The sequence below is a fragment of the Gracilibacillus massiliensis genome, assembly GCF_001458115.1.
Taxonomy (GTDB): Bacteria; Bacillota; Bacilli; order Bacillales; family Amphibacillaceae; genus Gracilibacillus; species Gracilibacillus massiliensis.
Genome location: NZ_CZRP01000008.1, coordinates 75,144 through 88,104, shown reverse-complemented (window position 1 = coordinate 88,104; position 12,961 = coordinate 75,144). Strand labels below are relative to the sequence as shown.

Annotated in this window: 10 protein-coding genes and 1 rRNA gene; all 11 read left to right on the top strand. The window is 37.6% G+C overall.

Annotated features, from left to right (window positions below):
- Window positions 1-224: 224 nt before the first annotated feature.
- The 11 genes from rrf (at window position 225) to ispF (ending at window position 12,883) form a co-directional block, all read left to right on the top strand.
- Window positions 225-341 (top strand): 5S ribosomal RNA (gene rrf / locus BN3107_RS00875).
- Window positions 342-468: 127 nt separating this feature from the next.
- Window positions 469-1,650: a GNAT family N-acetyltransferase gene (locus BN3107_RS00870; protein WP_058305761.1), complete on the top strand. Its 1,182-nt coding sequence runs from the start codon at window positions 469-471 to the stop codon at window positions 1,648-1,650.
- An 861-nt stretch (window positions 1,651-2,511) separates the two neighbouring features.
- Complete coding sequence (locus BN3107_RS00865; RefSeq protein ID WP_058305766.1) at window positions 2,512-3,156, top strand: MgtC/SapB family protein; 645 nt, start codon at window positions 2,512-2,514, stop codon at window positions 3,154-3,156.
- Between the two features lie 122 nt (window positions 3,157-3,278).
- Window positions 3,279-3,743 (top strand): CtsR family transcriptional regulator, encoded by a 465-nt coding sequence (locus BN3107_RS00860; RefSeq protein ID WP_058305760.1) that lies wholly within the window; start codon window positions 3,279-3,281, stop codon window positions 3,741-3,743.
- 12 nt (window positions 3,744-3,755) lie between these two features.
- Window positions 3,756-4,298 (top strand): UvrB/UvrC motif-containing protein, encoded by a 543-nt coding sequence (locus BN3107_RS00855; RefSeq protein ID WP_058305759.1) that lies wholly within the window; start codon window positions 3,756-3,758, stop codon window positions 4,296-4,298.
- On the top strand, window positions 4,299-5,375 hold the full coding sequence (locus tag BN3107_RS00850) for a protein arginine kinase (protein WP_058305758.1): 1,077 nt from the start codon (window positions 4,299-4,301) through the stop codon (window positions 5,373-5,375).
- A complete protein-coding gene (gene clpC, locus BN3107_RS00845) occupies window positions 5,376-7,802 on the top strand; it encodes an ATP-dependent protease ATP-binding subunit ClpC (RefSeq protein WP_058305757.1) in 2,427 nt (808 codons plus the stop codon). It abuts the gene before it with no gap.
- A gap of 649 nt (window positions 7,803-8,451) precedes the next feature.
- The gene (gene radA / locus BN3107_RS00840; protein ID WP_058305756.1) at window positions 8,452-9,822 is read left to right on the top strand and encodes a DNA repair protein RadA; all 1,371 of its coding nucleotides are present in this window, start codon (window positions 8,452-8,454) and stop codon (window positions 9,820-9,822) included.
- A gap of 73 nt (window positions 9,823-9,895) precedes the next feature.
- Complete coding sequence (locus BN3107_RS00835) at window positions 9,896-10,999, top strand: PIN/TRAM domain-containing protein (protein WP_058305755.1); 1,104 nt, start codon at window positions 9,896-9,898, stop codon at window positions 10,997-10,999.
- A 712-nt stretch (window positions 11,000-11,711) separates the two neighbouring features.
- The gene (ispD, locus tag BN3107_RS00830) at window positions 11,712-12,407 is read left to right on the top strand and encodes a 2-C-methyl-D-erythritol 4-phosphate cytidylyltransferase (RefSeq protein ID WP_058305754.1); all 696 of its coding nucleotides are present in this window, start codon (window positions 11,712-11,714) and stop codon (window positions 12,405-12,407) included.
- Window positions 12,407-12,883 carry a 2-C-methyl-D-erythritol 2,4-cyclodiphosphate synthase gene (gene ispF, locus BN3107_RS00825; RefSeq protein ID WP_058305753.1) on the top strand — a complete coding sequence of 159 codons (477 nt, stop codon included), beginning with the start codon at window positions 12,407-12,409 and terminating at the stop codon, window positions 12,881-12,883. Before ispD ends, ispF begins: the two co-directional genes overlap by 1 nt.
- Window positions 12,884-12,961: the final 78 nt, after the last annotated feature.

Below are 12,961 nucleotides of genomic sequence, written 5' to 3'. Positions count from 1 at the left end.
GGTTCGAGGTGGAAGCATGGTGACATGTGCAGCTGACGAATACTAATCGATCGAGGACTTATCTATACTAATAAAGTACGGTTTGTTTGAACCTTGTTTTACTTCTTATCTAGTTTTTAGGGTATATTTTTATATATACAGGGAAGCACTTCCTTTACATAAAGGAAGATCAACGAAAACCGTCACATCCATGTGACAACGTTGATCGACTTGCATCCTGCAAGCCTGGTGACGATAGCGGAGAGGTCACACCTGTTCCCATGCCGAACACAGTAGTTAAGCTCTCCAGCGCCCATGGTAGTTGGGGCTCGCGCCCCTGCAAGAGTAGGACGTTGCCAGGCATATCAAAGACTCCTTAGTCTTCAATAGACTAAGGAGTCTTTTTGTTGTTCATAGTAAAAATGTATTGACAATTATATTAGAAAGCTGAAAGAATATAGTTATATTTGAAGAAAAGGAGTATATACTATGTCTAAGATAAGAAAGTGCGATCACAATGATTACCAGGATATATTTTCACTATCAGAATTTGCTTTTCAGTATAGATTAACTGAAGAGGAACGGCAGAATAAGCAAGAAGAAATAGAAGCACATACTATATGGGGATGGTTTGAAAATAATAAGATGGCAGCAAAGGTGCACGTAATTCCTTTAGAAGTTCATTTGAATGGTAAGCGGTTAAATATGGGTGGTGTTGCTGCTGTTGCTTCGTGGCCAGAGCATCGAAGAGGTGGAAAGATAAAACAACTACTCAAGGTTGCGTTAAAAGAAATGAAAAATAAAGGTCAAACAATTTCCTACTTACATCCTTTTTCTGTCCCTTTTTATCGAAAGTATGGATGGGAAATTACTTTTGCAAAACAAAATTCACAAATTCCGATAGCTCATTTCTCAAAAGAATGGGATGGCAACGGGGATGTCAGAAGGACTGATCAAACAGATCAATCAATTGAACAATTGAAACAGATCTATACATCCTATATTAACGACTATTCCGGAGCATTATATCGAGAAAAACAATGGTGGCAACATCGAATTTTTGATAAAAAACAAACGATTGCAATTGCATATAATGAGAGCAATGAATTAGATGGATACATAATCTATAATGTTCAAGATAGGAAATTAACGATAAAGGATATGGCGTTTAGTTCTTTAAATGGACGGAGACTTATTTATCAATTTTTGAGTAATCATGATTCTATGGTAGATGGAGTATTTGTAAGTTTACCAGAGGGTGATCCAATTACTCTATTAGTGGACGAACCACGTTTTAAACAATCTACTTCACCCTACTTTATGAGTCGGATCGTAGATGTTGAAAAATTTCTAGCTCAATATCCGTATCGTGAAGAACAAAAAATTCAACCTTTTATGATAAAAGTGGAAGATGAATTTCTAGAAGAAAACAACGGTTATTATGAGTTTAATCCGGGCCATATGAGTATGAACGTTACAAAACTAGAAGAACCAAATCGATCTATACCTCTAGTTTCTGTTAGTATTCAACAACTTAATACTATCATGTTAAATTATCGACGTCCTTCCGAATTAAAAGATCTCGAATTGATTAAAGGTGAAGAAGAGGCTATTCAAGAATTAGAAAAGATACTTCCAACTCAAACACCATATTTTCCAGACTTCTTTTAAAAATAGTGAAGAGGTTGAAACAAAAGAATTTTAAAATTAGAAAAATCCAAACGATTGTGAAATTGTTTGGATTTTTATGCGTATTTGGAAGATACTGCGCAGTAACTGATGAGTAACTACTAGCCAAAGTAGTAATTTTGAAATGACTGATTTACTAGATACCCGCTCCGGCTGTCCACTTCCCTTTTACCACGGGCACAAGTGCAACATCTACTCAAGCAAGCTTTCGTAGTGTTTTCTATGCAGTGGTTTTTTCCCTTCAGCTAACTTTTTCAAGCAAAGGTCGTTCGAAAAAGTGGATCTTCAGATAAAAAGTTACCACAGGAGTGAAAGTGGACGGCCTGCGCTATAAAAATACTCTACAATTGTTGCAACAGCTAGCATTTTAGGCTCTTACTCTAATCAACGAATTTTTACATGAGAGAAATACCATAATGCTAATTCATACTAGCGTTGTAGAATTCTAATAAGCGCAGGCGTTCGCTTCTACTCCTACGGGATGTTTTTATCCGAAGATCCACTTTGGTATGCGGTTTTTGCTTACCAAAGTTAGCTGAGGAGAAAAACCCGTGGAAAGAGAAGCGGACAAGCCGCAGCGATTGCTAAGCAGGCACATCATGTCAAAATTACTACATCATTTATTGCGTAGTATCCTTATATTGCACAATAATAAATATTGCATCGGTCGTGTTTGAAGTTAAAAACATTTATTTCTCAGTCTCTTTTAGTACTAAATTGTAATTAAAACGGGTATAAGAAATAGAGATATAAACAAATATAAATAAGCTTGAGATAAAGGGGGAATATCTTTTGTGGCAGCAGATCTTTGATGCAGAATTTATAGAATCAATTTGGAAGCTAATGATTGCATTAGTATTAGCAGGATTAATTGGATTTGAACGAGAAGTAAATAAACATTCAGCAGGGTTTCGAACTCATATTTTGGTAGGAGTAAGCTCATGTCTAATGATGTTATTATCAGTAAATGGATTTGACTATTTTATCGAAAATTTTGATAATGTGCGTTTTGATCCTGCACGGATACCTTCCTATGTTATTAGTGGTATAGGTTTTTTAGGTGCTGGAACCATTATTGTCCATGGTGGTACAATTAAAGGTTTAACTACCGCAGCCTCCATTTGGGCAGTAGCAGGGTTAGGGTTAATCGTAGGAATTGGGATGTATAAAGAAGCAATCATTACAACATTGATTATATTAGTTAGCTTAGTTGTGTTAAATAAATTTGAAAAAAAATTACACAGTAAAAACCACCATATTATTTTTGAGGTGAAAATATCTAATAAACAGGAAACCTCCAAATTTTTAGAAAGGGTTCAGTCGTTCCCAGTTGAGATAAGAGAATTTGATATTTCAAAAGAAAATGAGAACACAACTAGAATAAAAATGTTTATTGATGCGATCCATAAAAAGAAGCAAGAAAATTTATATGAATGGTTACTTGAACAAGAAGAGGTGAAAAAAATCAAAATCCGTTTTCGTCCATAACCCGTTTGATCATTCAAAATATAGGCTATAATAGGAAAGACCAAATAGTTTTCATCTTAAGCTACTTAGAGTATAATGAGTGTATAGTCAAATATAGTCAAAGTCAGATTGGAGGAGGGAAAATGCGGAATATATCAGATATTATCGAGGAATATTTGAAAAAAATCATGCACAGTAATCAGCACAAAATCATTGAAATTAAGCGTAGTGAAATTGCCGATCGCTTTGAGTGTGTACCTTCTCAGATAAATTATGTAATTAATACAAGATTTACATTAGAAAAAGGATATCTAGTTGAAAGTAAGCGTGGTGGTGGAGGTTATATCCGCATTAGTCGCATTACAAATGAAGATAAAGCGCAACTAATCGATGAGATTATTGAAATGATCCAGCCTAAGATTTCTCAATTAAAAGCAGTAAATATATTAGAGCGATTATTAGAAGAAGAACTAATTACCAAAAGAGAAGCAAAATTAATGGTGAATGCGATAGATCGTAATACATTACCTTTTCAATTACCACTCCGTGATGAAATCCGAGCAAGGATCATGTCCGCAATGCTAAATGCCTTAAAATATGAGATTTAGGAGGTGTCCAGTATGGAATGTCAAGATTGCAAACAAAATCCTGCAACAGTTCATTTTGCGCAAGTGATTAATGGTGATAAAACCGAAATTCATGTCTGTCAGCAGTGTGCCAAGGAAAAAGGATACGTATCTCCCGATGAGGATGCATATTCGCTGCATCATCTCTTATCCGGCTTATTTAATCCAAATCCGAGTGCTTTGCATCAGCCATCTGAGCAAGAAAAAGAGGAAAAGAAAATACAATGTGACAAATGTGGTATGACCTATCATCAATTTGCAAAAATAGGTAAGTTTGGTTGTGCGATGTGTTATCAGACATTTGCTGAACATTTAAATCCTTTGTTTCGTAAGGTACACAGTGGCAATACGGTTCATGAAGGTAAAGTTCCAAAGCGTATTGGAACAGACATCTACCAGCGAAAAATGGTGAGAGATTTAAAACTTCAGTTACAACAAGCGATTGCAGATGAAGCTTTTGAGGATGCGGCGAAAATTCGTGATCAAATCAAATCTTTAGAAAACAACCTAAACCAAAATGGGGAAGGTGAGGCGTAAATGGGTTTAGAACAATTTATGAATGAAGCTATCAGTCCGTGGTTAAAAGAGGATGGTCCAGATAGTGATATCGTGATGAGTAGTCGCGTTCGATTAGCGCGCAACTTTGATCAATCACCCTTTCCGCTTATTTCAGAGGAAGAAAATTTGGAGAGTATACTTGCTTTTATGGAAAAGGAATTCAATCACCGTACATTTCAACAATATAAAGAATTAGAATTTGTCCAAATGTCTGAATTGAAATCTGTTGAAAAACAAGTGTTGGTAGAAAAGCATTTAATTAGCCCACACTTAGCAGATAAATCAAAACGTGGGGCAGCACTGATATCTAAAAATGAACAAGTTTCTATTATGGTGAATGAAGAAGATCATATTCGTGCGCAATTATATTTTCCAGGATTTCAATTGGAAAAAGCATTAGAAGAAGCATTTCAACTAGACGATTGGCTAGAGGAAAAGATAGACTATGCATTTGATGAAAATAGAGGATATTTAACAAGCTGTCCTACCAATGTCGGGACGGGTTTAAGAGCTTCTGTCATGATGCACTTACCAGCCCTATCGATCACCCGAAAAATCAATCGGATGATTCCTGCCATCAATCAACTAGGATTAGTTGTAAGAGGAATTTATGGGGAAGGTAGCGAGGCGTTAGGTAATATTTTTCAAATTTCAAATCAGATTACTCTCGGTAGATCAGAGACAGATATTATCGAAGACTTAAAGGGTGTTGTCGAGAAATTAATAGAGCACGAAAGACATGCGCGGACTCTGTTAATGGAACAATCAGAATTGGAACTGGAAGACCGGGTTTTCCGTTCCTATGGTGTCCTGCAACATAGCCGTATTATTGAGTCAAAGGAAACAGCTAAATGTTTATCTGATGTAAGATTGGGTATTGATTTAGGGTTTATAGAATATATATCAAAATCAATATTAAATGAACTGGTTGTATTAACACAGCCAGCATTTTTGCAACAATATGCTAAAAAAATGCTGACACCGAATGAACGAGATGTTTTTCGGGCATCCTTGATTCGGGAACGGTTCACGTTGGAGCAAAGGGAGGAATATTAAATGATGTTTGGACGTTTTACAGAAAGAGCACAAAAAGTTTTAGCATTATCTCAAGAAGAAGCAGTGCGATTAGGTCATAATAACATTGGAACAGAACATATTTTACTAGGCCTTGTAAGTGAAGGCGATGGTATTGCAGCAAAAGCACTTCAAGCAATCGGACTTGGAGCAGATAAGATCCGAGAAGAAGTAGAGTCCTTAATTGGCAAAGGGAATCAAGTATCTCAGACGATTCATTATACGCCAAGAGCAAAAAAGGTTATTGAGCTTTCCATGGATGAAGCAAGAAAACTAGGACATTCCTATGTAGGGACAGAACATATTTTATTAGGTCTAATTCGTGAAGGTGAAGGTGTAGCAGCTCGTGTATTGAATAATCTCGGTGTCAGCTTAAATAAAGCTCGTCAGCAGGTGTTACAGCTTTTGGGTAGCAATGAGTCTAGTGGTTCTCAGAATAGCCGCAATACGCAAAATAATAATGCCAGCACGCCAACCTTAGATTCACTTGCGCGTGATCTTACTGCGATAGCAAAAGAAGGCAACATAGATCCTGTTATCGGTCGCGGAAAAGAAATTGAGCGAGTTATTCAAGTGTTGAGTCGTCGTACCAAAAACAACCCGGTTTTAATTGGTGAGCCAGGTGTAGGTAAAACAGCGGTTGCTGAAGGATTAGCACAACAAATTGTGCAGAATGAAGTGCCAGAAATCCTTCGTGACAAACGGGTAATGACCCTCGATATGGGTACTGTTGTAGCAGGGACAAAATATCGTGGTGAATTCGAAGATCGACTAAAAAAAGTAATGGAAGAAATTCGCCAAGCAAATAATGTCATTCTATTTATCGACGAATTACACACATTAATTGGCGCTGGTGGTGCAGAGGGTGCCATCGATGCATCTAATATTCTAAAACCATCGCTAGCACGTGGTGAGTTGCAATGTATTGGAGCAACAACCTTGGACGAATACCGCAAATATATTGAAAAAGACGCAGCATTAGAGCGTCGTTTCCAACCGATTCAAGTTGATGAACCATCGGTAGAAGAGTCCATCCAAATTTTGCAAGGGTTAAGGGATCGTTATGAAGCACATCACCGCGTGACGATTACTGACGACGCAATTGAAGCAGCAGCGAAATTATCGGATCGTTATATTACCGATCGTTTCTTACCAGATAAAGCAATTGACTTAATTGACGAGGCTGGTTCTAAAGTTCGTCTTCGTTCTTATACTACTCCACCTAATTTAAAAGAATTAGAACAACAATTAGAAGAAGTTCGAAAAGAAAAAGATGCAGCAGTACAAAGTCAAGAGTTCGAAAAAGCAGCAGCCTTAAGAGATGATGAACAACAACTTCGAAAACAATTAGAAGAAACAGAAACTAAGTGGAAAGAAAAACAAGGTCAGGAAAATTCTGAAGTAGTAGTAGAAGATATCGCTAGTGTCGTATCCACATGGACAGGAGTGCCAGTTTCTGCACTTACCAAAGATGAAAGTGAACGATTACTAAACATGGAGGATATTTTGCATGACCGTTTAATTGGCCAGGAAGAAGCAGTCAAATCAGTCTCCAAAGCGATTCGTCGTGCAAGAGCAGGGTTAAAAGATCCTAAACGACCAATCGGTTCCTTTATTTTCTTAGGTCCAACAGGGGTTGGTAAAACCGAGTTAGCACGAGCATTAGCAGAGTCGATGTTTGGCGATGAAGAATCGATGATTCGGATTGACATGTCTGAGTATATGGAACGCCATGCAACATCCCGTCTTGTTGGTTCACCACCAGGCTATGTTGGATATGAAGAAGGTGGACAATTAACAGAAAAAGTGAGAAGAAAACCCTACTCTGTTGTTTTATTAGATGAGGTAGAAAAAGCCCACCCTGAAGTATTTAATATCCTTTTACAAGTATTGGAGGACGGCCGACTGACCGATTCCAAAGGGCGTACAGTTGATTTTCGCAATACCGTCTTAATCATGACTTCAAATGTGGGTGCCAGCGAATTAAAACGTAATAAATACGTTGGTTTCAGTTTTGGTGATGAAGAACAGGATTATCAGGATATGCGTTCAAAAGTAACAAAAGAATTGAAAAAGGCATTCCGTCCAGAATTTTTAAACCGGATTGATGAAACAATCGTATTCCATTCACTAGAGAAAAAACATATGAAATATATTGTGGAATTAATGGTGAAAGAATTACAAAAACGTTTAACGGAACAGGAAATTGACTTTGAATTGTCTGAAAAGGCAATTGAAAAGATTGCCAAAGAAGGATTTGATCCTGAGTATGGTGCAAGACCATTACGTCGATCTATTCAAAAAAATGTAGAAGACTTATTGTCTGAGGAATTATTAAAAGAAAAGATCCAAAAAGGCCAAAAAGTGGTCATTGACCTAGACGAATCAGACGAATTTAAAGTCATGTAAAGCCAGAAAATCGGAGGGGATCACCTTCCGATTTTTTGTACCTAAAGTTCAATATGTGTAGCTATTAATTAATAGTTAACCTAAACTCCAAGTTGCAGACATTGGATAATTGGTGAAAGCATTAAGATGAGTGCTAATCCAGCGCTACGGAAAAACATTCCCTTTCCGGGGGCACGGCTTCAGCTAACTTTGGAAAGAAGACCACTTCCCAAAGTGGATCTTCAGCTCGTGCTGTTCCCCCAGGAGTGTCGCATTTTTCCTCCGCTTTGTACAGCTTTCTGTTCAAGTAAGAAGTAATAAGCAGTCATGTCAATATTCTAGCAGTTACTTTATTTGTAGAACTTTACTAAAGCGTAGTCTATTTACGAAGACTCCAGCGGGAACAGCGCGAGCTGAAGATCCCGCAGGAAAAGCGTTCTTTGCTTTTCTGAGGAAGCTGAAGCCGTGCCCGCGGAAAGCGAAGTAAATAGATGGAGCTTTTGCTAGCACTCATCAATAAGTCAAAATTGTCACAACTTCGAGGTTTGTGTCTACTTTGAAAGAGTTTTTACCTTTTTTTACACTTTTTACATACTTCTTTAACTAAATTGATAGATCTTTGTAACTTACGAGCGGGTATTTTCGTATATAATGAAAAGGAGAGATATATTTGGCTAAGCGCAAATCAAAATTTATTTGTCAATCTTGTGGTTATGAATCTCCCAAGTGGATGGGGAAATGTCCAGGATGCAACCAATGGAACACATTAGTAGAGGAACTAGAAGCAACTAAGTCTACTAGAGGAAATTGGGCAACCGGCTCTAAGACATCTCAAAAGCCAGAAAAGATCACAAGTATTCAGTCGCAAGAGGAACCAAGAATTAAAACAAGTATGCAAGAATTAAATCGCGTGTTGGGTGGAGGCATTGTGCCCGGTTCGCTCGTGTTAATTGGTGGGGACCCCGGTATTGGGAAATCAACGTTACTTTTGCAAGTATCAAGTCAGTTAGCCCGACATGACCTAGATGTTCTCTATATTTCTGGTGAGGAGTCAGCAAGACAAACAAAATTAAGAGCAGATCGTCTCGCAATTAAAACAGATCGATTATATGTCTTATCTGAAACAAATCTAGTAGACATAGCCAATCAAATTGATCAGCTAAAACCAGGGTTCGTTGTAATTGACTCAATTCAGACTATTTTTAAAGAAGAAGTTACAAGTGCACCAGGAAGTGTTTCGCAAGTTCGAGAATGTACAAGCGAGTTAATGCGTATTGCTAAGCAAAATCACATCCCTATTTTTATCGTGGGACATGTAACGAAAGAAGGATCAATTGCAGGTCCTAGGTTACTCGAGCACATGGTAGATGCTGTATTATATTTTGAAGGAGAGAGGCATCATACCTTCCGAATTTTACGTGGTGTTAAAAATCGGTTTGGAAGTACAAATGAAATGGGTATATTTGAAATGAAAGAGGAAGGGCTAACAGAAGTGTTAAACCCATCTGAGATTTTCTTGGAAGAACGATCACAAGGGGTGGCTGGATCAACAATTGTAGCTTCCATGGAGGGAACCAGGCCTGTACTTGTCGAGATTCAATCCTTAATATCACCGACCAGCTTCGGTAACCCACGTAGAATGGCAACCGGAATTGATCATAACCGAGTACCTCTCTTGATGGCAGTCTTAGAAAAAAGAGTAGGATTAATGTTACAAAATCAAGATGCATATGTGAAAGTAGCTGGAGGAGTTAAGTTAGATGAACCAGCAATTGACTTAGCGGTAGCAATTAGTATTGCTTCTAGTTTTAGAGACAAAGCACCACACGCGGAAGATGTTCTGATTGGAGAAGTTGGTCTGACTGGAGAAATACGTCGGGTCTCACGAATTGACCAACGTGTCCAGGAAGCTGCGAAACTAGGCTTCAAGCGAGCGATCATCCCATCAAGAAATATCGATGGCTGGAAAGCCCCTTCTACCATTGACGTAGTAGGAGTTCAATCTGTTCAAGAGGCAATAAAAATCGCATTAGGAGATTAAGAAACATTTAATTGATTTTGTATGTTTAGAATCTCTGATAGTAGGAGACAATATTTTATAGGAGGTGACTGTGGTGCTAAGACGATTCGTGCAACTATTTTTTATTATTGCAGGTGGTACCGCTGGATATTTATATATTCCAAGATTATTGGAATTAGTAGGGTTTGCTGAAGGTACATGGTTAATGGATGATTATGTAGCGCCTTATTTGGGGTTAGTATTGGGAGCAATTATATTATTTATTCTTTCTTTATGGATTTCTGATTATATTGTGAGCTTTTTTACTTGGATTGAAGAAATGTTACTGAAAGCCCCAGTTGCAGATTTATTATTTGGTAGTTTAGGTATTATTATTGGTTTAATTATTGCTTATTTCTTAATTATTCCAATTCAGTCAATAGAAATTCGTATTGTATCACAAGTGGTTCCAATTTTTCTTAGTGTGTTATTTGCTTATTTCGGGTTCCAGGTTGGTTTTAAACGACGAGATGAATTTTTGAATTTGTTTACCTTGCCGAAAAAGGAAAAAAAGAAATCGATAACTGCAGACGAAGCCACACAAGAATTACCTAAGCCAAAAATTCTAGATACAAGTGTTATTATTGATGGTCGAATAGCGGATATTTGCCAAACAAGCTTTTTAGAAGGCACCATCATTATTCCGCAATTTGTATTGGAAGAGTTACAACATATAGCGGATTCATCAGATGCGTTAAAACGTAACCGTGGTCGAAGAGGCTTAGATATTCTTAATCGAATTCAAAAGGATTTGCCAATTAATGTCGAGATTTATGAAGGCGACTTTGAAGAAATACAAGAAGTTGATAGTAAGCTAGTCAAGCTTGCAAAAGTTATGAACGGTATTGTTGTAACCAATGACTTTAACCTTAATAAAGTATGTGAGTTTCAAAAGGTGGCAGTGTTAAACATCAATGATTTAGCAAATGCAGTTAAACCAATCGTTTTACCTGGGGAAGAACTAGGTGTTCAGGTAATAAAAGATGGTAAAGAGCAAAATCAAGGTGTTGCCTATTTAGATGATGGTACAATGATTGTCGTAGAAGAAGGAAAGAACTATATTGGTAAAAACATTGAAGTCGTTATTACCAGTGTTCTACAAACATCAGCAGGTCGAATGATCTTCGCAAAGCCAAAATTGCTTGAAAAAGCACTCTAAAAAAGGTATAACATTATAGAGAAGCTAAAAAGTGATAACTTCTAAGTTATCACTTTTTATTCATTAGGTAATAAAACAAAAAACTAAATTGTGATGTAACTGAAGTGGTAATTTTGAATGAAGATATCTGTGTAACAACCGCTCCGGCTTGCCCACTTCGCTTTTACCCATAGGGTATAAGTCAACATCTGCTCAAGCGAGCTTTCGCAGTGTATCCTATACCGGGGGGCATGCTCTTCAGCTAACTTTGAAAAGAAAAACACTTTTCAAAGTGGATCTTCAGATCATGCTAATCCCCCAGGAGTCGAAGTGAACGCCTGCGCTAGGTGAAGTTCTACAATGAGTAGTGTGAGAATTGAAATAACGACTTCTAACTCATTATTTTAATTAAATTCATATAGATAGCTCAGACTGATAACTGTCACAAACGTTGTAGAATAAATTTATAGCGTAGGCCGCCCGCTTTCACTCCTGTGGGAATGTTTTACCTGAAGATCCACTTTTTCGAGCGATCTGTGCTTGAAAAAGTTAGCTGAAGGAAAAACCCCACGGAAAGGAAAGTGGGCAGCCGGAGCGGATAACTAGTAAATAAATCATTTCAAAATTACTACTCAGTATATTGCGAAGTTCGTGTCTTATAAGCTATAGAAATCTTTGTTTTTGGAGTCAATAAATATATATAATCGTTTATTATAGAGATTGGGGTGGCCGCATGGTAGAGTATAATGTTATTGTGTTAGCGGCAGGGCAGGGTAAACGCATGAATGCAGGGAAAAACAAACAGTTCATCGAGTTACTGGACGAACCATTAATCATACATACGTTAAAGAAATTTATTCAAGACAGTTGGTGTCAGCATATTTATCTAGTTATCAATCCAACAGAACAACAACAAATGCAACAATTATTAGCTAAGTATACCTGGAATAACCACGTTACATTTGTCGATGGTGGTCAAGAACGACAAGAGAGTGGATACAAAGGATTGCTTGCAGTGAAACCGGAAGAACAAGAGCGCATCATCATGATTCATGACGGTGCAAGACCTTTTGTTAATGAGGAACACTTACATAAATTAGCACGAGCTGCCACTCAGAAAAAAGCCGCACTATTAGCAGTGCCAGTAACAGATACAATAAAAAGAAAAAACGGGGATAATGTCGAAACTGTAGACCGTTCGACACTATGGGCAGCCCAAACGCCACAAGCTTTTCAGTACGATTTAATTAAAAGGGCACACGAAAAAGCGATTTCCGCTAACTTTTTGGGCACAGATGATGTATCTTTAGTCGAAGCTTTAGAGGAGCCAGTTGAAATTGTTGAGGGTACCTATCAAAACGTTAAATTGACTACCCCGGAAGATATAATGCGAGCAGAGATGATTTTAAACCGACAGGAGGAAAACTAATGTTTCGAATTGGACAAGGATTTGATGTTCATCAATTAGTAGAAAACAGACCATGTATTATTGGTGGAGTGGATATCCCTCATGATTTGGGCCTTTTAGGACATTCAGATGCAGATGTCCTGCTTCATACAATTGCCGATGCTTGCTTAGGGGCGATTGGTGAAGGAGATATCGGCAAACACTTCCCAGATACGGATCCTGCATTTAAAGATGCAGATTCACAAAAATTATTACAGGAAGTGTGGAAACTAGTAGACCAAAAGGGTTACACGCTTGGTAATGTCGATTGTACGGTAATCGCTCAGGCTCCAAAGCTTGCACCATTCATAGAACCAATCAGAGAAAATATAGCTCGTTTATTAGAATGTAGTAACGATCAAGTAAATGTAAAAGCGACGACGACGGAAAAGTTAGGGTTTGCAGGTAGAAAAGAGGGTATCGCTGCTCAAGCAATTGTACTATTAATCAAAAAATAAAACATAACATTTTGTCCAAGATAATGATAAAATGGGTACAGTTGAAATCGATCGATATATAAATAAAAATTTGGAGGG